The organism is Cognatundibacterium griseum, from assembly GCF_014284195.1.
Classification (GTDB): Bacteria; Pseudomonadota; Gammaproteobacteria; order Burkholderiales; family Burkholderiaceae_D; genus Undibacterium; species Undibacterium griseum.
Window position 1 is genome coordinate 674,968 of record NZ_JACOGC010000002.1, and the last position, 21,793, is coordinate 696,760.

Sequence of the window (21,793 nt, forward strand, 5' to 3'; positions counted from 1 at the left end):
CGCATGAAACGCGTCTGGTTTCCTTCAACTTTTTCTGTGTGCTGCCATGCAATCCAAAATCCTTTCCCGCCGCGATCTTGAATTTTTGCTCTACGAATGGCTGAATGTCGAATCTTTGAATCAGCGTCCACGTTTTTCTGAGCACAGCCGCGAAACTTTCAATGCAGCTCTCGATACCTGCGAGCAGATTGCGACCGATTTATTTGCTCCCCACAATAAAAAGAACGATCAGAATGAGCCGCACTTTGATGGTGAAAAGGTGCACATTATTCCTGAGGTGAAAACGGCGCTGAATGCATTTTGTGAAGCCGGATTGCTGGCAGCCGGACAGGATTTTGACGTCGGCGGCATGCAGTTGCCGTGTGTGGTTGAAAAAGCCGGTTTTGCTTACTTTAAAGGTGCCAATGTCGGCACTGCATCTTATCCTTTCCTGACGATCGGCAATGCCAACACGCTCATGAAATGCGGTACGCCGGAACAGATCGAGACTTTTGTCAAGCCGATGCTGGAGGGGCGTTTTTTTGGCACGATGTGTCTGTCAGAACCACAGGCTGGCTCCAGCCTGTCGGATATCGTTACCCGTGCTGAACCTCAGCCGGACGGTACTTACCGGCTGACCGGCAACAAGATGTGGATTTCCGCAGGGGAGCACGAGTTATCAGAAAACATTGTGCATCTGGTGCTGGCTAAAGTGCCGGATGAACACGGAAAACTGATACCCGGAGTAAAGGGCATCAGTCTGTTTATCGTACCGAAATTCCTGGTCAATCCTGATGGTTCGCTGGGCGAACGCAATGATGTGGTGCTGGCCGGTCTGAACCATAAAATGGGATACCGCGGAACGACCAACTGTCTGCTGAATTTTGGTGAAGGAAAATTCCGTCCGGATGGAAAGGCCGGGGCAATCGGATATCTGGTCGGAACATTACATCGCGGGCTCGCCAATATGTTTCACATGATGAATGAGGCGCGTATCGGTGTCGGACTTGGTGCGGTCATGCTGGGATATACCGGCTATCTGCATGCACTCGACTATGCGCGTAATCGCCCGCAAGGACGCGCCCCGCTGAATAAAGACCCGGCAGCGCCGCAATTACCGATCATCCGGCATACCGATGTCAAACGCATGCTGCTGGCACAGAAGTCGTATGTGGAAGGGGGGCTGGCGCTGAATCTGTATTGCGCCCGTCTGGTGGACGATGAGCGCACAGGCGAGACGCCTGAGGTGCGCCGCCACGCCAGTCTGTTGCTGGAAATCCTGACGCCGATTGCCAAATCGTGGCCATCGCAATGGTGTTTGGAGGCGAATAATCTGGCGATTCAGGTGCATGGCGGCTATGGCTATACCCGCGAATACAATGTCGAGCAGTTTTACCGTGATAATCGCCTCAATCCTATCCATGAAGGGACGCATGGCATTCAGGGGCTCGATTTGCTGGGGCGGAAAGTCGTGATGGAAAATGGCATCGCACTCGAAATGCTGGGTGAAGTCATGCACAAAGCCATGCTGCAGGCAGCGCATCATCCTGAACTGGCGGAATACAGCAAATCGCTGGCACGCGTATTACAGCGTATCGCGCAGGTCACCAAGCAATTGCATGGCTGCGGTGACGTGAACAAGACGCTGGCGAATGCATCCGTGTATCTGGAGGTGTTTGGACACGCAGTCATTGCCTGGATCTGGCTGGAACAAGCCTTGTTAAGCCTGCATAAACAGGATGCGCATGATGCTGATTTCTATGCCGGTAAATTGCAGGCATGCAAATATTTCTTCCACTGGGAGCTGCCAAAAGTTCATCCGCAACTGGATTTGCTGGCCAGCATAGACAGCACGACTTACGAGATGCAGGATCAGTGGTTTTGACCTGAATATACTGAGGGGGAGTATATATTTTCATCCACTAAAAATAAGGACATCAGCCTTGTTTTTTTAGATACTCCCCATTTTTATCAATTTCGGCCCGGGTAAACAATGACTGCACATTGCAGCAAGCCGACGACAACAGACACGACAACAACGGAGACGACAATGGGTACAGCACGCACAGTTCAGGAATTATTCAGTTTAAAAGGAAAAACCGCATTAATTACCGGCGGCTCGCGCGGGCTCGGCCTGCAGATGGCCGAAGCGCTGGGCGAGCAGGGCGCGCGCATTGTGCTGTCCTCACGCAAACAGTCTGATCTGGATGAGGCAGTCGCCCATCTGCAAAGCCGGGGCATTGATGCCAGTGCGATTGCGGCTGATCTGGCAAAAGAAAGCGCAGTCACACCGCTGGTTGACGAGGCGCTGAAGCGGCTTGGTCATATCGATATCCTGATCAACAATGCCGGCGCAACTTGGGGGGCGCCGGCGGAAGATCATCCGTTAGATGCGTGGGATAAGGTGATGAATCTGAACATCCGGAGTATTTTCATGCTGTCGCAGGCAGTGGGTAAGCGCAGCATGATTCCACGTCGTTCCGGTCGCATCATTAATGTGGCGTCGATTGCCGGGTTATCTGGTAATGCTCCTGGCACCATGCAGACCATTGCCTACAATACGTCTAAGGCGGCCGTGATCAATTTTACCCGCACCCTGGCAGGAGAATGGGGTGTGCATGGCATCAATGTGAATGCGATCGCCCCTGGCTTTTTCCCTTCCAAAATGACCAAAGGCATTCTGGAGCATCTGGGTGAAGAAAAGCTGGCAAAAGAATCTCCGTTGCAGCGCATTGGCGATGACGAAGACCTGAAAGGTATCACTCTGTTGTTTGCCTCCGATGCCGGCAAACACATCACAGGGCAGACCCTGGCTGTTGATGGTGGTGTTTCTGCTGTCTGAGGACCACTATGACTCAGACCAGAGACAACACAGACATCCCGCAGCCTACCGCGACTCTCAACCCCTTCCTGCATGATCTGGGTGTGGAGTTTCTGCGCATGGAAAATGGTGAGGCAACCATTTCGCTGGACCTGACTGCGCGCCACATGAACAGCTGGCAAATCACGCATGGTGGAGTCCTCATGACGATGCTGGACGTTGCCATGGCAATGGCAGGGCGTTCGCTGCATGCCGATCTCAAAGGCGTGGTGACGGTTGAAATGAAAACCAGCTTCCTGCAGCCCGGCGGTGTCGCTGGTGGACGGATTGAAGCGCGCGGCAAAGCCTTTCATGAATCGACCACCATGTGTTTTTGCGAGGGCGAAATCTGGAATGGCGACAGACTGATCGCCAAGGCGATGGGCACGTTTAAATATCTGCGTCGCCTGAAATCCGGGGAGAACATGAAAAAGCTGTATGGAAGTGACTGAGTGCAGGTAGTGCTGGCAATGTAAACACAATAATGATGGAGACAACATGCAGCAAACTTTACGCAGCCTTATTCTGACAACCGTTTTGGGTGGATTGAGTATGAATCATGCAATAGCGCAGACCAGCCTTCCCGATCCGGCCTCAACTGATCCTAAAAAGCTGGGATGGATGCAGGGTTTTCCTCCGCCACCCGACAAACTGATTCAATTCGCCAATGGCAGCAATTATCAGTTCCCGCGCACCCGCTGGTCGTTTTCACATGGTCGCGAGCTGGGACCCACCATGAATGTCTGGCATGGCAATGGCCCGGTGTCCGCATTGCCAACGGTCTACCGTGATATTGAGCAGCTGCATTTCACTGATGAAAATAAGGCAGACTCAACCTGGGCAGACATGCTGCAGAACACTTATACAGACAGTGTTCTGGTTATGCACAAAGGCAAAGTGATTTATGAAAAATACTTTGGTATCAGCAAACCGTATTTGCCGCATATTGCAATGTCTGTCACCAAGTCCTTTGTCGGCACACTGGCAGCAACTCTGGCAGAAGAAGGGAAGCTGGATCCGTCTGCCCCTGTCATCCAGTATGTGCCGGAGTTAAAGGATAGTGCTTATGGAGATGCCACTGTACGTCAGGTCATGGATATGACGATAGGCGTGAAGTATTCCGAAGCCTACGCTGATCCGAAAGCAGAAATCTGGGATTATGCGCGTGCCGGCGGCATGCTGCCTGTTGCACCGACCTATGATGGACCGCGGAGTTTTTACGACTTCCTGGTCAGGCTGAAAAAAGAAGGTGAGCATGGTGAGGCGTTTGCCTATAAAACTGTGAACGCGGAAGTTTTGGGCTGGATTGTGCGCCGCGCTTCCGGGCAATCGCTGTCTGATCTGCTGTCAGAGCGGATCTGGCAAAAACTCGGCACAGAAAATGATGCGTATTTCTCTGTTGACCATCTGGGAACCGAACAGGGTGGCGGTGGCCTGAACCTGACGCTGCGGGATATGGCCCGGTTTGGTGAAATGATGCGTCTGAACGGGAGATGGAATGGGCAACAGATCATTCCGGCGGCCGTCGTGCAGGATATTCGCAGAGGTGCAGATCCTGCCAAGTTTGCGAAGGCCGGATACATCACTTTACCCGGCTATTCCTACCACAATATGTGGTGGATAGGACATAACGCACACCAGACCTTCGAGGCACGCGGCATACATGGTCAGCGCATATATATCGACCCGGTGGCTGAGATGGTGATCGTCAAATTTTCCTCGCACCCGCTGGCTGCCAACCCGGTCACCGATCCTGTTACCTACCGTGCATTTTCCGCACTGGCCAATTATCTGATGAAGTGAATAATATGATGACTGCTACTTATCAACGTATCGTACTGGCTTCCCGTCCTCATGGGCAGGTCACGCCTGACAATTTCCGCCTGGAGACTTTGCCGCTTCCTGAAATCCGGGAAGGGGAAATTCTGATCCGTAATCGCTTTCTGTCGCTTGATCCCTACATGCGTGGCCGGATGGAAGAAAGCAAAAGCTATGCGGCACCACAGCCTTTAAATGAAACCATGATCGGCGGTACCGTTGGCGAAGTGATCGCCAGTAAGCATCCCCGCTTTCAGACAGGTGATCAGGTGTTGGGCATGTTTGGCTGGTCGGAAATCGGCGTTTCTGATGGCAGCTTGCTGAGAAAACTCGATACCAGCCAGATACCTTTGTCCGCTTATTTGGGCGCAGTCGGTATGCCGGGCTTGACTGCATGGTATGGCCTGACCCAGATCATGGCGCCGAAAGATGGCGAAACCGTGGTGGTGTCGGCTGCCAGTGGTGCTGTCGGCAGCGTCGTCGGCCAGCTCGCCAAACAACGTGGTTGCCGTGTGGTCGGTATCGCCGGCGGTGCTGAGAAGTGCGCTTATGTCGTCAATGAGCTTGGTTTTGATGCCTGCATCGACTACAAGGCCGGTCATCTGGAAGCGGATCTGGCAGCAGCAACGCCGGACGGAATTGACGCCATTTTTGAAAATGTCGGCGGTGAGATTTTTGATGCCTGTCTGGCACGGATGAATCCATTTGGCCGTATTGCCTTATGCGGCATGATTTCCGGTTATAACGGCGAGCCAGTCAGCATTCGCAACGCCCGGGTATTTCTGACCATGCGTCTGAAAATGCAGGGTTTCATCGTGTCCGAACATATGGACTTATGGCCACAAGGCTTGCAGGAACTGGGTACGCTGGTTGCAACAGGAAAACTGAAATTCAGGGAATCCGTTGCGGAAGGACTGGCGAGCGCGCCGGACGCATTTATTGGCCTGCTCAAAGGAAAGAACTTTGGAAAGCAGCTTGTCAGACTGAGCTGAAACAGCACAAACATCAAATACAAAATTTAATCAGGAGACCAAATGAAAGTATTTAAAGACCGGGTTGCCGTTATTACAGGTGCTGCCAGTGGATTTGGCCGCGAATTCGCACTGATCGGTGCACGACTGGGAATGAGGCTGGTGCTGGCTGATGTGCAGCAGGATGCGCTGGAAAACACCCGCAGCGAGCTGGCGCAGACGGGGGCTGACGTGATCGCCCTGCGTTGCGATGTGCGTCATGCTGAGCAGGTGCAGGCACTGGCAGTTGCTGCAATGGATAAATTCGGTGCAGTGCATCTGGTGTTTAATAATGCCGGTGTCGGTTCAGGCGGGCTGGTGTGGGAAAACACTCAGGCAGACTGGGAATGGGTGTTGGGCGTGAATCTGTGGGGTGTGATTCATGGTGTGCGGATTTTTACCAACCTGATGCTGGAATGCGCGAAAAAAGATCCGCATTATGAAGGTCACATAGTCAATACGGCTTCCATGGCAGGTATGCTGAATGCGCCGACTATGGGCGTGTATAACGTATCCAAACACGCGGTCGTCTCTTTGTCCGAATCGTTGTATCAGGATTTGCAGCTGGTGGAGGCACCGATTGGCGCTTCTGTGCTCTGTCCGTATTTTGTGCCGACTGGCATTTCACAGTCGCACCGGAACCGCCCTGAAGATGTGCCGGGCGCAGCGCCGACTGCCAGCCAGCGTGCAGCGCAGGCCATGTCAGACAAAGCGGTCAGCTCTGGTAAGGTGACGGCGCAGGAGGTGGCTGAAAATACCTTCAAGGCGGTTGCGGACGGACAGTTTTATATTTTCTCGCATCCGGGGGCGCTGAGTAATGTGCAGGAACGGATGGAGGATATCGTTTTACAGCGTAATCCGGGTGACCCATACAAGGCGACGCCGCATATCCGCGAGATGCTGCGCGCAAAACTGAAAGCATAAGCGCCGCGTCTCAATCCGCTTTTCGGTAAAACCCTCAGATAATCAGGAGTCACGGGATGTCAGTCAGTATTCAGCAAAATCAGTTTGCCGTATTGGATAATGGCACGCGGCTGCACTATGCCAGCGCGGGAGAGGCGGGGAAACCATTGATGTTGTTTGTGCATGGTTTTCCTGAATTCTGGGGTGAATGGTCCGCGCAGTTGCCGGAATTCGGACAGGATCATTTTGCGGTGGCTCCTGACCTGCGGGGATTTAATCTGTCGGATATGCCGGCAGAACTGAGTGCCTATAAAGCGAGGCATATCGTCGATGATCTGCGTCTGCTGATACAGCAGCTCGGATATCAGAAAGTGGTTGTGGTTGCGCATGACTGGGGCGGTGCGGTCTGCTGGAATATGGCGATTGCATTGCCTGAACTGATCGAAAAACTGATCATCATTAATTCACCACATCCTTATCTGTTCATGCAGGCACTGCTGAATGATCCTGCACAAAGAGCTGCCAGCGAGTATATGAACTGGCTGCGCCAGCCAGGCTCAGAAGAAGCACTGGAAAAAAATGATTTTGCGCTGATGGACGGCTTTTTTAACGGGATGGGGCAGGGTGAGGCGCACTGGTTCGATGCGGACACACGCGCTGCTTACCATGCTTGCTGGGCCAGGGGATTGTCTGGCGGGGTGAATTATTATCGGGCATCACCTTTGCATCCCCCGACAGCGAACCATCAGGGACCGCAACAGCTGGCGCTGAATCCTGACGACTTCCGTGTCAGGGTTCCCACGCGTGTGATCTGGGGTGAAAACGACAAAGCCCTGCCGAAATCCTTACTGGACGGGATGGAGGATTTTGTACCGGATCTGCGCATTACGCGAATCGCAGAAGGTTCGCACTGGGTGATTCATGAGCAGCCTGAGAGAATTAATGGCCTGATCAGACAATACCTGGATGAATGAGCTGTCATGAAAAGATCCGACTTTGTTTTTTTTCATACGCTGCGGGTGCGCTGGGCAGAAGTGGATATGCAGGCGATTGTGTTCAACGGGCATTACCTGACGTATTTTGATGTGGCATTCACCGAATACTGGCGTGCGACCGGTCTTCCAAATGCGGCAGAGCAGGCCAAAACGGGCAGAGAATTATTTGCCAGAAAAGCCGGTATTGAATATATCGCTCCGGCCAGGTTCGATGATTTGCTGGATATCGGGGTCCGTTGCGAGCGGATCGGAAATTCATCCATGCAGTTCAGTATCGGTATTTTCAAGGAAGATGCACATCTGGTCAGCGGAGAGCTGACTTACGTATATGCTGACACAGCGCTCAGAAAGGGAATGCCGGTTCCAGAGAACTGGCGTGCGATAATTCAGGCTTTCGACCAAACCAATACTCCGGATTGATTCATGATGACCGCTTCCATCGTTTTAGGAGACTGGGCTACTCTGCAAAAGGATGTACAGCCTGTCCGTTATGCCGTGTTCGTGGTGGAGCAGAAAATTCCTGCCGAGCTTGAATGGGATATTAACGACACCGTATGTCTGCATGCTGTTGCATACGATGCACAGCAACAGGCAATCGGCACCGGGCGTTTGTTGCCGGACGGGCATATTGGCCGTATGGCGGTGCTGGCTCAGGCTCGCGGTGTCGGAGTGGGCGCTGCGATCTTAAGGCAACTGATGCAGCAGGCAAAACAACGCGGTGATGCCTGTGTCCGTCTCAATGCACAGCAAAGTGCAGAGCATTTTTATCTCAAAGAAGGCTTTATCCGTGATGGCGACATCTTCATGGAAGCGGGGATTCCGCATATCCACATGCACTGTTTTTTTTGAAGCTCAAAGTTCAGATACACGGTATTTCTCAGCTTCTGCTTGCCATGCAGATGAGGATGCATTGAAAGTCTGACACGACGTCTAAATACCACTTTGTGTTGCCTGTAACCGGGACTGTCGGCAAGGTCGGCAGGCGCACATGGCCGATAACCGACTGCAAAATAGCTTCTTTCCACAAGATGTTGCTCCGCAGTATTGCCGTAATGCAGTGGCTGAAAATTTCACACCACCAGTTTTGATGCGTTGCTACTAATTAGTGCCAGCCGGAACGGGTTTCGCGTACGTAACTCACCGTTTTCTCCGGTAGTTAGCTCCACAGCCACCACTAAGCTTGTTGCCATCGGTTTTTCCTTCAAAAACATCAAAAAGTATCCAAAAACAATCCCGGTATGTCGGCGGTAAAGCCAACCTGCCCCCGGAGAAGTAAGTCTGGTTGGCATGTCGCTCAGTACTGCAAATAAAAAAGACAAACCGATCAAGGCTTGATGGTGTCGTCATGCCATCTTTTTCCAACATTTCTCTCATGAAATAATAAAAATGTTGGATTTTTCAAAACTAATTTTATTAAATAGAGTAGAATTTTTGAAAATAGTTGCTTTGTCTCATGGGTGAATTTTTATCATTAAGCTACGCCCAATATATACATTTTGTTAACTCGGGTATCTGTGATTGAAACAGTGGATTGATATCTGTAATTGAGGAAATTTCAATATTTACCAGGAGAGAATCATGAAAATTCAGGATACTAAAGTTTCCAGCCGCCTGATTCTGGGTTTTGGTCTGGTGCTGAGCTTACTTATCATTGTTGTTATTTTGGGTATTGGTTATTTGCAGCAAATGCATCAGCGAATGGAGCAAATCGTTCGATTCAATGATGAGGAAAGCAAGCTTGCACAGACGATGTATCTGACAGTGACTGAGCGGGCACTGGCAATGCGTAACCTGATTTTGCTCACTGATGAAAAAGAGTCGCAGATGGAAGTTGACAGGATTGCCGCGCAGAAAAAAAAGTATGCGGATGCTGTCGACAAATTAGAAAAGCTGCTGACCAACGATCCTACGCCGACACAAATGCAACTCAGTTTGATTGGCGATATCAAAAAGCAGGCGTTGCTGGCTGAACCGTATATCGTAAAAGCACTGGATCTGTACACACAGAAGAAAAATGATGAAGCGTATAAGTTATTGCGTTTTGAATACCGACCAGTGCAAAAAAAATGGTGGGATTTGATTAATGAATTCATCAAGGACGAAACAGAGCAAAATAAAGAAGCGGTAGCGCAGGCAGAAAGCGACTATAAAGATGCACGTAATATGATGCTGCTATTTGGCACGGTTGCATTGTTATTCGGGGTGCTGGCGTCGTGGATGATTATTCGCAGTTTACTCAGGCAGCTTGGTGGTGAGCCGCGTTATGCGGTACAAATTGCCGAAAAAATTGCAAACGGTGATCTCAGCGTGGATATTCATATCCAAAGTGATGATGAACATAGTCTGATGCATGCATTAAAAAATATGCGTAATGGGTTATCGGAAATTGTCGGTCAGGTCAGGCATGGTACTGAAACGATCGCATCGGCATCAACCCAGATTGCTACGGGTAATATGGATTTGTCTTCCCGCTCCGAACAGCAGGCTGGTTCACTGGAGGAAACTGCTTCCTCGATGGAAGAGCTGACATCAACAGTTAAACAAAATTCTGATAATGCAAAGCAAGCTAATCAGTTGGCTTTGTCTGCTTCTGATGTTGCTGTGAAGGGAGGCGCGGTGGTCTCTGAGGTTGTGCAGACCATGGGCGCAATCAATGAATCATCCCGCAAAATCGTTGACATTATCAGCGTGATCGATGGGATTGCGTTCCAAACGAATATTCTGGCCTTAAATGCTGCGGTTGAAGCCGCAAGAGCGGGAGAACAGGGGCGTGGTTTTGCGGTCGTCGCAACGGAAGTCAGGAATCTTGCGCAGCGTTCGGCAGAAGCCGCACGGGAGATCAAGAAGCTGATAGATGACTCGGTCAGCAAAGTCGAAACCGGTGCAAAGTTGGTCGATCAGGCAGGATCTACGATGGCGGAAATTGTCGGTAGTATTCAAAAAGTCACAGGAATCATGAACGAAATCATGCTGGCGACCGAAGAGCAAACGACCGGTATCGAGCAGATTAATGAAGCAATAGTCCAGATGGATGATGTGACGCAACAGAATGCTGCTTTGGTTGAAGAGGCCGCCGCCGCCGCAACGTCATTGCAGGATCAGGCCGATGAGTTGCGTAATCTGGTCAGCACTTTCCGTTTGCAACCTTCCTCACCTGAAGCTAATGCAGCAGTACAACCGCACGTACACAGTAAAGTCGTTGCCCTGCCAAAGAAACACCCGGTGATGAAAACGAATACCCACAATGTGATGCCGGTAAAAAAAATTGCCAATGCTGCATCCGTGAAGAATGAAGAAGCTGCTGAATGGGCGGAATTTTAAACTGCTTTAGTCTGTTTGTTTTGACGATGATTAATCCCGGGATGCATGGAGGTGTCATGTGAATCTGTCAAAAAATACTGAGAACCTGGCGTACCCTGTCAGCGGGGATGATAAACGGTTACATTTTGGCCGTTTTGTTGAGCATGCCTCACTGAAGGAAAATCTGACCTGGCATTTCGGGGCGGTTTCGTCGGCTGTGCGCGAGAGCCTGTTAAAGCAAAGGCCTGTTACTTTATGGTTGACGGGGTTAAGTGCATCAGGCAAGTCAAGCATTGCGTATGCCTTGGAAAAATTATTGCTTGAGAAGGGGAAGTGCAGTTTCGTTCTTGATGGCGATAATCTGCGTCATCATCTGAATAGTGATCTGGGGTTTACCGCGGCTGATCGCAAGGAAAATATACGCAGGACTGCAGAGGTTGCGCATTTGATGAATGAAGCTGGGCTGATTGTGATCACTGCTCTGATTTCACCGCTTTGCTCAGATCGTCAGATGGCACGTGAGATTATCGGTGCGCAGCGTTTTCTCGAAGTGTATGTTAATGCATCGGCAGCAGTTTGTGAGTCACGTGATCCGAAAGGTCTGTATGTCAAAGCGCGCCGTGGTGAAATTTCCGAATTTACCGGTATATCTGCTCCCTATGAAGTTCCGGATAATCCTGAATTCGAGGTCGATTCCGAAAGTGACCCTGTCGGGTTAGTAGCGGAAAAACTGTATCAGCATTTAGCCGGACAATATTTTCCTAAATGAGTCCGGACATGATTGCCGAACATCAAACCCAGCCGCGTTGCTTTGATATTTTTAATGGTGATGCCGATGGGATTTGTGCTTTACATCAGCTGCGCCTGGCATTTCCTGCTGAAACGATTCTGGTGACTGGGGTCAAACGCGACATCACTTTGCTGGACAGGGTAGACGCCAAAGCGGGCGATAAACTGACTGTACTGGATATCTCGCTGGACGCAAACATCGAACCATTAAAGAAACATCTCGCCGCTGGTGCCGAGGTGCTCTATTTTGATCATCATACGGCCAAACAGATATTTCATCATACCCACCTCACATGGAACTGGAGTGAAGCACATGATGTTTGTACCAGCATTTTGGTCAATCGCTATTTGCAGGGGCGTTTCGTAAAATGGGCAATCGCCGCTGCTTATGGTGATAATTTAATAGCTACTGCGGATATCATAGCAGCCGGTCAGCACCTGACGCAGCTTCAGAGGCTCAATTTGCAGGAACTGGGAAAGCTGATTAATTTTAATGCTTACGGTGAGCATGTCAGTGATTTGCATATCCATCCCGCTGCGTTATATCGCGAGATTCAACAGTATGCCGACCCTTTCGATTTTATCTGGCATTCATCGCATTTTTTAGCATTGCAATACGCTTACGCCGAAGACTTTTCTCACATCGATCATTTACGACCAGTACAGACCGGGAAGGCCAGTCAGATTTATCTGTTGCCGGAAGAGCCGTGGGCGCGCCGTTTGTCGGGGGTATTTGCTAATCAGTTATCTGAACAGCATCCCGACCTTTCTTTTGCCGTGCTCACACCGAAGGCGACAGGTGGTTTCGTAGTCAGTGTACGTTCGGCTGATCCTGAACGAAAACCAGCCAGTCACTTTTGCGAGATGTTTCCCGGCGGCGGCGGCCGGCGGCTGGCGGCTGGCATTAATTATCTTGAGTTGCAGGACGCGGACGCTTTTTTTGCGGCATTTTTTAATTATTTCGAATCACCGGATGTTCATTGATTCACATCTTCACCTGTCCTGGATTGACTGTATTGTTTTGATTGATTTGTGACTTCTTATGAGGCTGACATGGAGCAGGAAATAAAACCGTTATCAATAGCAAAAATACAGTCCAGACCGCGCCCGGTGCTGATGACTCCTCTGCGTCGCTGCGGCAGCCATGCATTACGACTGCGTTTGAATAATAGCCCGGAGTTTTACTCACCATACCCTTTGCATATTATTGATTTCATGCCTTTGCTGCCGCGTTATGGTGACCTGAGGATTGATCAGAATTACTTCAGGCTGATTGTGGATGTGATCGGTCTGCAGACATCCAGTATGGTGAAGTGGAATGACATCGTGTTTGATCCGGTAGACATTTTTGAAGCAATCAAACAGGAAAAGCGCAGCATACACCGGGTGCTTTGGGAGTTGCTGCTACGTGCCGGAGAGTTACACCATGCCAGCATCGTGATGGATAAATCACTGGACAGCGTGCGCTATGCAGACGAGTTGCTGGAGCTGTTTCCCGATATGTTGTTTTTAAATGTCGTGCGCGATCCGCGTGCGCAGGTGGCGTCGATGAATCGGGCGATTATTCACGAATATGATGCGACGCTGAATGCGCTTGCATGGGTTGATGCGCACAAGATGGCCAGTGCATTGATTGAGAAATATCCGGATAGCGTGCTGACTATCCGTTATGAAGATTTTTTAAGCAATCAGGAACTGGTATTGCGTCGCATTTGCGAATTTTTGGGAATCAGTTTTTTGCCGGCGATGCTGGATGTTTCGCATTCGCAGGAAGCGTTGCAGATTTCCCAGTTGTCGGCATTATGGGAAAGCAACCGTTTCCCGCCGTTAATGGCGAATAAAGATAAATTCAGGCAACAATTAAGCCTCGACGAAATCGAGGTTATAGAAACGCTGTGCAAAAGCTTTATGCAGAAGTATGGCTATGAAGCGATGACACCGGCAAATGCTGACATCACGCAAAGCATGCTGGCTGTGGCAGGAGAAAAATCATTGTCAGGCCGTTTGCAGGCGTGGGCTGATCTGAAGGAAAATAATTTCAAAGACTATATATTGCGCCGTTACCGGGCTGATTATTTAGGCCGCCTGATGGCGATGTTACCGCCGCCGGCCTGAGTAAAGGCTAAAGGCTGACTGAGACAAGGTGTTTTGTCATCATATAATCGCAACCATGATACCGGTGGTCAGTACCAGGCTACCGGCAATTCTTTCTGTAATCGCGGCATATCTTTCCTGCGTTGCCCAGTGACTGGCCTTGCTGGCCAACATACCGTAGCCTAGCAAAATAAAAAATTCCGGAACCATGGAACAAAGTGCTAATAACAGCATTTGCCAACCTATCGCTATCGTCGGGTCGATAAACTGCGGCAGAATCGCGACGAAAGTCAGCATCGTTTTTGGATTGCCAAGCTGCAACGCCAGCGCGCTGCGGTAAATTTTCAGCTGACTGGCGTTACTGTCATCAGGACGTGACAGCGTGATCGGCGATGGTCTGCCGAGGATTGCCGATATGCCGAGGTAAACCAGATATGCGGCGCCAAGGTATTTGAGACCATAAAATATTTTGGGTGATGCGAGGATCAGACTGCTTATGCCCGTTGCAGACAAGCCAAAATAAATCGCATTACCGGACAAAATGCCGAGGCTGGCCCAGATCGATGTGCGCCAGCCACGCAAGATGCCACAGGTGACGACCATCATCACAGCGGGTCCTGGCGATAAGGACATGGCGGCTTCTGCCGCTGTAAATAAAGCCAGGCTTTGCACATTAAACGCCATACTTTTTTAGCCCCTGATAAAACGGTAAAGTTTGTTGAGTACCAGTTCTGCCTGTTCCGTCATCATAGAATGCCCGCAGTTTTCCAGTATTTCGACCTGTTTGTCGGTCACTGAATTAATTAAGGTTTGCGCCGCTTTCGGCGGTGTCATCATATCTTTGCGGGCAATCAGAAACAGGGTGGGGCAAGCGACACTGTGCGCTGCGGTCTCGCCATTGTTATAAGTATTGCAGGCGAGAAAGTCGGTATGGAACACCTTGGCAGGATTGATCTGTGAAATCCTTTGCATCAGACGACGGCTGACGCCGAGTACCGAGAAACCAGGAGCAAGACTGGATGGCTGATGCAATTGATTGACGTGTGACCAGATGTTCACCATGTCGATTGCATTGTATTCTTCGTTTTGTGCCGCATCCAGTAACGCATCCGATACTTTCATGGGATAGGCGGTGCCCAATAAAGCCAATTTGTCGATGCGTGCAGGAGCCTGATGAGCTGTTTCGAGAGCGATCAGAGACCCCATGCTATGCCCGATCAGGCTGGCATTCGTTATCTTGGCGGCATCCAGTAGTGCCAGCAGCCAGTTCGCCATTTGCCCGACTGTATTGAGCGCCATGCCACCACTGCGACCATGCCCTGGCAGATCAACTGCAAGAACATTGTAGCCATGATATGCAAAATAGCGGCTCTGTAATGCCCAGACTGAATGATCGTTTTGCGCACCGTGGATAAATACCACGGTCGGCTGTTGCAGATTCAGCGCTTTGTTGCCGGTATAAGCATAAACAACTTGTCCGTTAACTTGAAAAAACATCTCAGCTCCCTTTCTGTGCGGCTTTTAATGCGCGGGCCAAGTCTTCCAGCAGATCGCTGCTATCTTCCAGCCCGACCGATAAACGCATCGTGCCTTCGGTGATGCCGGATTCGGCCAGTTGAGCAGCAGGCACGCGGAAATGCGTGGTTGATGCCGGATGAATCACAAGGGATTTCGCATCACCTATATTGGCCAGATGTGAAAAGACTTTCAAAGTTTCAACGAAACGCTGGCCAGCAGCACGGTCGCCCTTTAAATTGAACGAGATCACGGCACCACAACCCTGAGGCAGCAACTTTTTAGCCAGTTCATAATCGGGATGATGATCTAGTTCGGGATAGGCGACCGTTGCAACAGCAGGGTGTGCCAGTAGAAATTCAACCACTTTACGGGTGTTTGCAATATGCCTGTCCATGCGCAAACTCAGAGTTTCTATGCCCTGGAGAATGGTAAATGCGTTGTAGGGACTCATGCAGGCACCGAAATCGCGCAGGCCTTCGCGTCTGGCGCGCAACGCAAAAGCGCTGACGCTGGATTCTTCGGTGAACACCATGCCATGAAAGCCGTCATAAGGCTCGCATAATTCGGCAAACCGGCCGGTTTTTTCATAAGCCTGCTGCCAGTCAAATGTACCGCCATCGACCAGCAGGCCACCAATTGCTGTGCCGTGACCGCACAGGAATTTTGTGGCGGAATGAAATACCAGATCAGCCCCGTGATCAAACGGGCGCAACAGATACGGTGTGGTAAACGTCGAGTCCACCATCAGGGGCAGGAAGTGCTGGTGGGCGATCTCAGCAACAGCGGGTATATTCAACACATCCAGTCCGGGGTTTCCCAGTGTTTCCGCAAACAGGACCTTGGTTTCGGGACGGATAGCCTGTCGCCACGCATTCAGGTCGCGCGGGTCGACAAAAGTCGTTTCTATGCCAAAGCGCTTCATCGTATAGGCCAGCAGATTGTGCGAGCCGCCATACAGCGCACGCGATGCGACAATATGTGATCCTGCGCCGGCAATAGTTGCCAGACCGAGATGCATCGCTGCCTGGCCGCTGGCGACGGCGATACCCGCCACGCCGCCTTCAAGCGCGGCAATCCGCTCTTCCAGTACGGCGTTGGTCGGATTGGAAATGCGCGAGTAAACATGGCCTGCGCGTTCCATGTTGAACAGGGAAGCAGCGTGGTCGGAGTCTTTAAAGCGGAATGAGGAAGTCAGATAAATCGGCGTGGCTCTGGCTCCGGTCGCCGGATCAGGCGCAGCGCCGGCATGCAGCGCGAGTGTGTCAAAACCGGGATAACGGGGGGCGCTCATCGTATTCAGTCTCCATATTGTGATGCAGCAATGCTACCATCAACGCAACAAAATGAAATTGTGTTTTGATCCGGAAAATAAGGAACTTGCTGGATTTTTTACATGGCTTGCGATACATTGAAAACAGTTTCAAATCATACCGGTCTCAGGAGGGGGCGCTCATGAAAGTTTCCGAAATACTTCAGGTTAAAGGCAATATCCTTTTTACGATCACGCCAGACACTGCCATTGCAGACGCCGTCAGCGTGATGGAAGAAAAAGATATCGGTTCCCTGGTTGTGATGGAATACGGGGATCTGGCAGGCATACTGACATTCCGTGAAGTGATCCGTGCAATTCATAAAAACAATGGCTCACTGGGAACCGGCACCGTTCGCAAATACATGGATGACCATCCGCTGACCGTGACCCCGGAAACAGAAGTCAATGAAGTGCGACGGATGATGCTGGAAAAGCATTCCCGCTATCTGCCTGTGATGGATGCAAAGACTCTGCTGGGCGTCATTTCTTTCTACGACGTTGCCAAAGCAGTGCTGGAAGCACAGAGTTTTGAAAACAAGATGCTGAAAGCCTACATTCGCGACTGGCCTGTGGAAGAAAGCGAAGAATAAATGCTGATGGCCCGCTAATGCCCTGAAACGCCCGCACCCAGATTGCGGGCGTTTTTATTTTTCTGAAAGGAATCATATGAATATTGCTGTAATCGGTGCCGGATTATCCGGTCTGACAGTTGCACGCCAGTTGCAGGCGCAGGGGCATCACATCACTGTGTATGAAAAGAGTGCCGATGTCAGCGGTCGTATGGCCAGCAGGCAGACTGAGCTGGGGGCTTTTGATCATGGCGCGCAATACATGACCGGCACCAGCGAACGCTTTAAAAAGGAAATTGCCGACTGGAAGAAAATGGGCTGGATTACAGCCTGGAATCCGCGGCTGGTTACGCTGGAACAGGGCGAGGCGAAACCGGCAGGACGCAGTGCACACCGGTACGTCGCGGTTCCTTCCATGAATGGTCTGGGCAGACAACTGGCGCACGGTCTGGATATCCGCAAAGAGCAAAGAGTCGTGGCGCTGGAAAAATGGGAAGGCCGCTGGTTATTGAAGCTGGCGTCACCAGAAGTCGCCATTCCTGCATCTGCTGGTCCGTTTGATGCTGTCGTGATGGCATTGCCTGCGGATCAGGCCTTTACCTTGCTGGCGATTGCGCCCAAGCTGCAGCAGCAGATCCGGCCGGTCAATATGGCGCCATGCTGGGCACTGATGCTGGGATTTCAGGATTCACTGGAATTGCCGTTTGATGCAGCATGGGTACAGCATTCGCGCTTGAGCTGGATTGCCCGGGATACCTCCAAGCCCGGTCACCGTCTTGGTGACCGCTGGATATTGCATGCAACGCCCGGCTGGAGCCGGGAGCATCTGGAAGATGACCCTGAACGTGTCCGCGATAAATTGTCGAAAGCCTTTCATGAAGCCACCGATTCCTGGGTGCAGCCGATTTATGCGGTAACGCATCTGTGGCGTTTTGCGCAGGCGGAGCATACGCTGGAGATGGATTGTTTGTGGAATGCCAGCCTGGGCATCGGGATTTGCGGTGACTGGTTCTCTAACGGACTCGAGGGTGCTGGTCGTATCGAAAATGCGTTTTTGAGCGGCCTGGCACTGTCGAAAGAAATAACGTCTTGACTCAGTAATTCTTATGCTGAGCCAGTCGTGAGGCTGTTATTGCCCCCGGCATCAGTCTTTCGGCTGTTCTGATCGCTGCGTTGTTGCCCGTTATGTGTTGTGACGTTCACAGGCAACAGCGCAGCGACTTATTTTTCTCCGGTCTGCAGGCGCCACAATGCAGCGTAAGCGCCGTTCAGCTGCAATAGCTGCTCATGCGTTCCGCTTTCGACGATGCTGCCGGATTCCAGCACATGGATACAATCGGCCTGGCGGACGGTTGAAAGACGATGCGCAATCACGATGGTGGTGCGATCGCGACTGACGACTTCCAGGCTGCGTTGGATAGCGGCTTCGGTTTCGTTGTCAATCGCGCTGGTTGCTTCGTCCAGAATCAGGATAGGCGGATTTTTCAGGATAGCTCGTGCCAGCGCAAGACGCTGACGCTGACCGCCAGACAGCTTTTGCCCGCGTTCGCCAATACGTGTGGCAAAGCCGAGTGGGAGCTTTTGAATGAATTCCATGGCTTCCGCGGCCTGGGCCGCATTGGCAATTGCCTGCTCGCTGATGTTTTCGAGGCCGTATGCAATATTGTCGGCGATCGTGCCGTCAGTCAGGAAACTGTCTTGCGCTACGTAGCCAATCACGCGTCGTAAGTCTTGCAGGTTCAGCGTATCGGTTGCCTGGCCGTCAAGCAGGATGTGACCGGACTGCGGGGTATAAAAGCGCAATAGCAGCTTCACCAGCGTCGACTTTCCCGAGCCGGTAGAGCCGACAAATGCCACTGTTTTACCCGCCGGAATGTGCAGGTTGATGTGCGCCAGTGTGGTCTGCTCACCGTAGGCAAAACTGACTTGCTCAAAGCGAAGATCGCCTCTGACGGCAGCCGGTGGCAGATGCGTGCCTTCGTAGTGAATGTTAATCGGTGTATCGAGCAGGTTCATGGCGCGGTCAATCGCTGACATGGAACGCTGGTACATATCCGCCACCTCCGCCAAGCCTGTCATTGGCCACAGTAATCGCTGAGTCAGGTAGACCAGCACGGAATAGGCGCCGACCGCCAGTTCATCATGTAAGGTCAGCCAGCCGCCGTAGACCAGCGTCGCGGTAAAGCCTGCCAGAATCGCCATCCGGATCACGGGTGTGATGGCGGCGCTGACGGCAATTGCCCGTGCATTGGCTTCTCGATAAGTATTGCTGGCTTCGGCAATGTGATTTTTTTCAAAATCTTCGGTGGCAAACGCTTTGATGGTGGCCAGCCCGAGCAGGTTGTTGTTCAGGCGGGCGCTGACGTCACCAGCGGCTTCGCGGACTTCGGCGTAACGCGGGGCAAGCCGTTTCTGGAACCAGAAGGCACCAAATAAAATTGCCGGTACTGGCAGCAGGGCAATGACTGCCAGCGAAGGTTGCAACGCAAAGAAGACGGCGCTGACCATGATGGAAGAGCAGATCACCTGAATGATCTGATTCGCGCCACCGTTCAGGAAACGTTCCATCTGATTGATGTCTTCGTTCAGCACTGACATCAGATTGCCGGTACGCTGATTTTCAAAATACGCCATTTCCAGTTTTTGTACATGGTCATACGTATCCAGCCGCAAATCATGTTGCAGATTCTGCGCCAGCTTGCGCCATTTCAGCGACAGTAAATATTCAAACCAGGATTCACCCATCCATATAAACGCGTTGACCACGCCGAGAAACACCAGCTGATGCCAGGTTTCCGTAATACCAAAGCCGCCCAGCACGCGTTTGGCAAGAAAGCTTTTTTCGCCATTGACGACGATATCGACTGCCACACCAATCAGCACTTCCGGCAGTACATCAAAAAATTTGTTCAGAATGGAATACAGGGTTGCCAGGCGAAAATCAGTTTTATAAGCACTGGCATAGTGCAGTAATTTTTTAAGCGGATGTATTGCTGGCATGGTGAGCGGCTCAATCAGATAGTAAAAAAATAAAAAAAGGGACTGTATCATACAGTCCCTGAGGGTGTTACCTGATCAGATCACAATCAGTCTTCGCGGCGCAGATGCGGAAACAGAATGACGTCACGAATATTCGGGGAATCGGTAATCAGCATCATCAGACGGTCGATACCGATACCGCAGCCACCGGTTGGTGGCAGGCCATATTCGAGTGCACGGATGTAATCGGCGTCGTAGTACATCGCTTCTTCGTCGCCTGCATCTTTCGCTGCAACCTGCGCCTGGAAGCGTGCAGCCTGATCTTCGGCATCATTCAGCTCGGAGAAACCGTTAGCGATTTCACGACCGGTCATAAACAGCTCGAAGCGTTCTGTGATGCCGGGAACGGTATCAGAAGCGCGTGCCAGCGGCGACACTTCAACCGGGTAGTCGATGATGTAAGTCGGATTCCATAGTTGTGCTTCGGCAGTTTCTTCAAACAGCGCCAGTTGCAAGGCGCCGAGACCGGCGGTAGCAAACGGTTTGACACCGAATTTCAGTAATTCAGCCTTGATGAATTCAGCGTCGTGCAATTGTTCATTCGTGTATTGCGGTGCATATTTATTGATCGCGCCGACGATGGTCAGGCGTTCAAACGGCTTTGACAGGTCAAGCTCTTTACCCTGATACGTCAGCACTGCGGTGCCGTGCGCATCTTCTGCGGCTTTGCGGATGACCTGTTCAGTGAAGTCCATCAGCCATTTGTAATCGACATAAGCCGCATAGAATTCCATCATGGTGAATTCAGGATTATGACGCGGTGACACACCTTCGTTGCGGAAATTACGGTTGACTTCAAACACCCGGTTGAAGCCGCCGACGACCAGTCGCTTCAGGTACAGCTCAGGCGCGATGCGCAGGTACATTTCCATGTCCAGTGCATTGTGATGGGTGATGAAAGGCTTGGCTGCAGCACCACCGGGAATTACATGCAGCATCGGTGTTTCGACCTCCATGAATTCATGGCTGGCCATGAAGTTGCGGATCGATGTCATTGCCGCGGTACGCGCTTTGAAGGTGCGGCGCGTGTCTTCGCTCATGATCAGGTCAACATAACGTTGACGGTATTTGGTTTCCTGATTTGCCAGGCCGTGGAATTTATCCGGCAATGGTCGCAATGATTTGGTCAGCAGACGCAGTGTCGTGACTTTAACTGTCAGCTCATCCGTTTTGGTTTTGAACAACACGCCTTCGATGCCGAGGATGTCGCCCAGATCGTAATGGCGGAAGGCTTCCATTGCTTCCTCACCGGTTTTATCCAGCGTCACGTACAGCTGGATGCGGCCATCGGCTTTCATGCCGGATGCGTCTTGCAAGGTCGCGAATGCTGCTTTTTTACCTGCTTCGCGCTTGAGCATCATACGGCCGGCGACGCTGACTTCCACATTCATGGCTTCCAGTTCTTCGCGCCCGATTTCTGCATATTTTGCTTGCAGGTCAGCCGCTTTGTGCTGAGGGCGGAAGTCGTTCGGAAAGGCGACACCTTTGGCACGGATCGCATCCAGCTTGGCGCGGCGTTCCGCGATGATGGAATTTTCATCGACCGGCAATTCGCTGGCGGCGTTTTGGTTATTCAGTTCTGACATAAGATTTCTCTCAGATTTCTC

Annotated in this window: 21 protein-coding genes; 15 read left to right on the top strand and 6 right to left on the bottom strand. The window is 51.3% G+C overall.

All coding sequences use genetic code 11. The features are described 5' to 3' along the window. Nucleotides 1–46: 46 nt before the first annotated feature. The 9 genes from H8K27_RS07465 (at nt 47) to H8K27_RS07505 (ending at nt 8,414) form a co-directional block, all read left to right on the top strand. A complete protein-coding gene (locus tag H8K27_RS07465) occupies nt 47–1,864 on the top strand; it encodes an acyl-CoA dehydrogenase (protein WP_186862521.1) in 1,818 nt (605 codons plus the stop codon). A 165-nt stretch (nt 1,865–2,029) separates the two neighbouring features. Continuing rightward, on the top strand, nt 2,030–2,821 hold the full coding sequence (locus H8K27_RS07470) for an SDR family oxidoreductase (RefSeq protein WP_186862522.1): 792 nt from the start codon (nt 2,030–2,032) through the stop codon (nt 2,819–2,821). Nucleotides 2,822–2,829: 8 nt separating this feature from the next. After that, nucleotides 2,830–3,291: a PaaI family thioesterase gene (locus H8K27_RS07475; protein ID WP_186862523.1), complete on the top strand. Its 462-nt coding sequence runs from the start codon at nt 2,830–2,832 to the stop codon at nt 3,289–3,291. Between the two features lie 100 nt (nt 3,292–3,391). Next, on the top strand, nt 3,392–4,642 hold the full coding sequence (locus H8K27_RS07480) for a serine hydrolase domain-containing protein (RefSeq protein ID WP_230419003.1): 1,251 nt from the start codon (nt 3,392–3,394) through the stop codon (nt 4,640–4,642). 8 nt (nt 4,643–4,650) lie between these two features. After that, a complete protein-coding gene (locus tag H8K27_RS07485; protein WP_186862718.1) occupies nt 4,651–5,649 on the top strand; it encodes an NADP-dependent oxidoreductase in 999 nt (332 codons plus the stop codon). A gap of 42 nt (nt 5,650–5,691) precedes the next feature. After that, nucleotides 5,692–6,591, top strand: coding sequence for an SDR family oxidoreductase (locus tag H8K27_RS07490; RefSeq protein ID WP_186862525.1), 900 nt, complete (start codon nt 5,692–5,694; stop codon nt 6,589–6,591). A gap of 56 nt (nt 6,592–6,647) precedes the next feature. Next, nucleotides 6,648–7,544, top strand: a complete 897-nt coding sequence (locus H8K27_RS07495) for an alpha/beta fold hydrolase (RefSeq protein ID WP_186862526.1) — start codon at nt 6,648–6,650, stop codon at nt 7,542–7,544. 6 nt (nt 7,545–7,550) lie between these two features. After that, nucleotides 7,551–7,985, top strand: a complete 435-nt coding sequence (locus H8K27_RS07500) for an acyl-CoA thioesterase (RefSeq protein WP_186862527.1) — start codon at nt 7,551–7,553, stop codon at nt 7,983–7,985. 6 nt (nt 7,986–7,991) lie between these two features. Next, the gene (locus H8K27_RS07505; RefSeq protein WP_186862719.1) at nt 7,992–8,414 is read left to right on the top strand and encodes a GNAT family N-acetyltransferase; all 423 of its coding nucleotides are present in this window, start codon (nt 7,992–7,994) and stop codon (nt 8,412–8,414) included. A 288-nt stretch (nt 8,415–8,702) separates the two neighbouring features. Here the strand turns inward: H8K27_RS07505 and H8K27_RS07510 are convergent, their stop codons facing one another. Next, nucleotides 8,703–8,930 carry a hypothetical protein gene (locus H8K27_RS07510; RefSeq protein ID WP_186862528.1) on the bottom strand — a complete coding sequence of 76 codons (228 nt, stop codon included), beginning with the start codon at nt 8,928–8,930 and terminating at the stop codon, nt 8,703–8,705. Nucleotides 8,931–9,143: 213 nt separating this feature from the next. Here H8K27_RS07510 and H8K27_RS07515 point away from each other — a divergent pair, with 213 nt between their 5' ends. From H8K27_RS07515 to H8K27_RS07530, 4 genes are all read left to right on the top strand, one after another. Next, a complete protein-coding gene (locus H8K27_RS07515; RefSeq protein WP_186862529.1) occupies nt 9,144–10,886 on the top strand; it encodes a methyl-accepting chemotaxis protein in 1,743 nt (580 codons plus the stop codon). Between the two features lie 163 nt (nt 10,887–11,049). Further along, entirely contained in the window at nt 11,050–11,634 is a 585-nt protein-coding gene (cysC, locus tag H8K27_RS07520; protein ID WP_230419059.1) for an adenylyl-sulfate kinase, read from the top strand. A gap of 8 nt (nt 11,635–11,642) precedes the next feature. Continuing rightward, a complete protein-coding gene (locus tag H8K27_RS07525; RefSeq protein WP_186862530.1) occupies nt 11,643–12,638 on the top strand; it encodes a DHH family phosphoesterase in 996 nt (331 codons plus the stop codon). A 69-nt stretch (nt 12,639–12,707) separates the two neighbouring features. Beyond that, nucleotides 12,708–13,769: a sulfotransferase family protein gene (locus tag H8K27_RS07530; protein ID WP_186862531.1), complete on the top strand. Its 1,062-nt coding sequence runs from the start codon at nt 12,708–12,710 to the stop codon at nt 13,767–13,769. Nucleotides 13,770–13,808: 39 nt separating this feature from the next. Here the strand turns inward: H8K27_RS07530 and H8K27_RS07535 are convergent, their stop codons facing one another. Genes H8K27_RS07535 through H8K27_RS07545 form a run of 3 tightly spaced genes read right to left on the bottom strand, consistent with a single transcriptional unit; the run spans nt 13,809 to nt 16,557 of the window. Then, a complete protein-coding gene (locus tag H8K27_RS07535) occupies nt 13,809–14,381 on the bottom strand; it encodes a LysE family translocator (RefSeq protein ID WP_186862532.1) in 573 nt (190 codons plus the stop codon). A 57-nt stretch (nt 14,382–14,438) separates the two neighbouring features. Then, nucleotides 14,439–15,245: an alpha/beta fold hydrolase gene (locus H8K27_RS07540; protein WP_186862533.1), complete on the bottom strand. Its 807-nt coding sequence runs from the start codon at nt 15,243–15,245 to the stop codon at nt 14,439–14,441. Between the two features lies 1 nt (nt 15,246). Continuing rightward, nucleotides 15,247–16,557 (bottom strand): O-acetylhomoserine aminocarboxypropyltransferase, encoded by a 1,311-nt coding sequence (locus tag H8K27_RS07545; protein WP_186862534.1) that lies wholly within the window; start codon nt 16,555–16,557, stop codon nt 15,247–15,249. 161 nt (nt 16,558–16,718) lie between these two features. On the opposite strand from H8K27_RS07545, the gene H8K27_RS07550 reads away from it, so the two are divergent. Together H8K27_RS07550 and H8K27_RS07555 are read left to right on the top strand one after the other, a co-directional pair. Further along, nucleotides 16,719–17,168, top strand: a complete 450-nt coding sequence (locus tag H8K27_RS07550; RefSeq protein ID WP_186862535.1) for a CBS domain-containing protein — start codon at nt 16,719–16,721, stop codon at nt 17,166–17,168. 76 nt (nt 17,169–17,244) lie between these two features. After that, entirely contained in the window at nt 17,245–18,240 is a 996-nt protein-coding gene (locus tag H8K27_RS07555) for an NAD(P)/FAD-dependent oxidoreductase (RefSeq protein WP_186862536.1), read from the top strand. 128 nt (nt 18,241–18,368) lie between these two features. Here H8K27_RS07555 and H8K27_RS07560 read toward each other — a convergent pair whose 3' ends face one another. Both H8K27_RS07560 and lysS read right to left on the bottom strand, forming a co-directional pair. Further along, the gene (locus tag H8K27_RS07560) at nt 18,369–20,147 is read right to left on the bottom strand and encodes an ABC transporter ATP-binding protein (RefSeq protein WP_222610615.1); all 1,779 of its coding nucleotides are present in this window, start codon (nt 20,145–20,147) and stop codon (nt 18,369–18,371) included. Between the two features lie 86 nt (nt 20,148–20,233). Continuing rightward, the gene (gene lysS / locus H8K27_RS07565; protein ID WP_186862537.1) at nt 20,234–21,772 is read right to left on the bottom strand and encodes a lysine--tRNA ligase; all 1,539 of its coding nucleotides are present in this window, start codon (nt 21,770–21,772) and stop codon (nt 20,234–20,236) included. Nucleotides 21,773–21,793: the final 21 nt, after the last annotated feature.

Bases quoted from the DNA above. Each gene is read 5' to 3' on its own strand.
- H8K27_RS07465 (WP_186862521.1), top strand. From the start codon at position 47: ATGCAATCCAAAATCCTTTCCCGCCGCGATCTTGAATTTTTGCTCTAC.
- H8K27_RS07470 (WP_186862522.1), top strand. From the start codon at position 2,030: ATGGGTACAGCACGCACAGTTCAGGAATTATTCAGTTTAAAAGGAAAA.
- H8K27_RS07475 (WP_186862523.1), top strand. From the start codon at position 2,830: ATGACTCAGACCAGAGACAACACAGACATCCCGCAGCCTACCGCGACT.
- H8K27_RS07480 (WP_230419003.1), top strand. From the start codon at position 3,392: ATGAATCATGCAATAGCGCAGACCAGCCTTCCCGATCCGGCCTCAACT.
- H8K27_RS07485 (WP_186862718.1), top strand. From the start codon at position 4,651: ATGACTGCTACTTATCAACGTATCGTACTGGCTTCCCGTCCTCATGGG.
- H8K27_RS07490 (WP_186862525.1), top strand. From the start codon at position 5,692: ATGAAAGTATTTAAAGACCGGGTTGCCGTTATTACAGGTGCTGCCAGT.
- H8K27_RS07495 (WP_186862526.1), top strand. From the start codon at position 6,648: ATGTCAGTCAGTATTCAGCAAAATCAGTTTGCCGTATTGGATAATGGC.
- H8K27_RS07500 (WP_186862527.1), top strand. From the start codon at position 7,551: ATGAAAAGATCCGACTTTGTTTTTTTTCATACGCTGCGGGTGCGCTGG.
- H8K27_RS07505 (WP_186862719.1), top strand. From the start codon at position 7,992: ATGACCGCTTCCATCGTTTTAGGAGACTGGGCTACTCTGCAAAAGGAT.
- H8K27_RS07510 (WP_186862528.1), bottom strand. From the start codon at position 8,930: ATGTTGGAAAAAGATGGCATGACGACACCATCAAGCCTTGATCGGTTT.
- H8K27_RS07515 (WP_186862529.1), top strand. From the start codon at position 9,144: ATGAAAATTCAGGATACTAAAGTTTCCAGCCGCCTGATTCTGGGTTTT.
- H8K27_RS07525 (WP_186862530.1), top strand. From the start codon at position 11,643: ATGATTGCCGAACATCAAACCCAGCCGCGTTGCTTTGATATTTTTAAT.
- H8K27_RS07530 (WP_186862531.1), top strand. From the start codon at position 12,708: ATGGAGCAGGAAATAAAACCGTTATCAATAGCAAAAATACAGTCCAGA.
- H8K27_RS07535 (WP_186862532.1), bottom strand. From the start codon at position 14,381: ATGTCCTTATCGCCAGGACCCGCTGTGATGATGGTCGTCACCTGTGGC.
- H8K27_RS07540 (WP_186862533.1), bottom strand. From the start codon at position 15,245: ATGTTTTTTCAAGTTAACGGACAAGTTGTTTATGCTTATACCGGCAAC.
- H8K27_RS07545 (WP_186862534.1), bottom strand. From the start codon at position 16,557: ATGAGCGCCCCCCGTTATCCCGGTTTTGACACACTCGCGCTGCATGCC.
- H8K27_RS07550 (WP_186862535.1), top strand. From the start codon at position 16,719: ATGAAAGTTTCCGAAATACTTCAGGTTAAAGGCAATATCCTTTTTACG.
- H8K27_RS07555 (WP_186862536.1), top strand. From the start codon at position 17,245: ATGAATATTGCTGTAATCGGTGCCGGATTATCCGGTCTGACAGTTGCA.
- H8K27_RS07560 (WP_222610615.1), bottom strand. From the start codon at position 20,147: ATGCCAGCAATACATCCGCTTAAAAAATTACTGCACTATGCCAGTGCT.
- lysS (WP_186862537.1), bottom strand. From the start codon at position 21,772: ATGTCAGAACTGAATAACCAAAACGCCGCCAGCGAATTGCCGGTCGAT.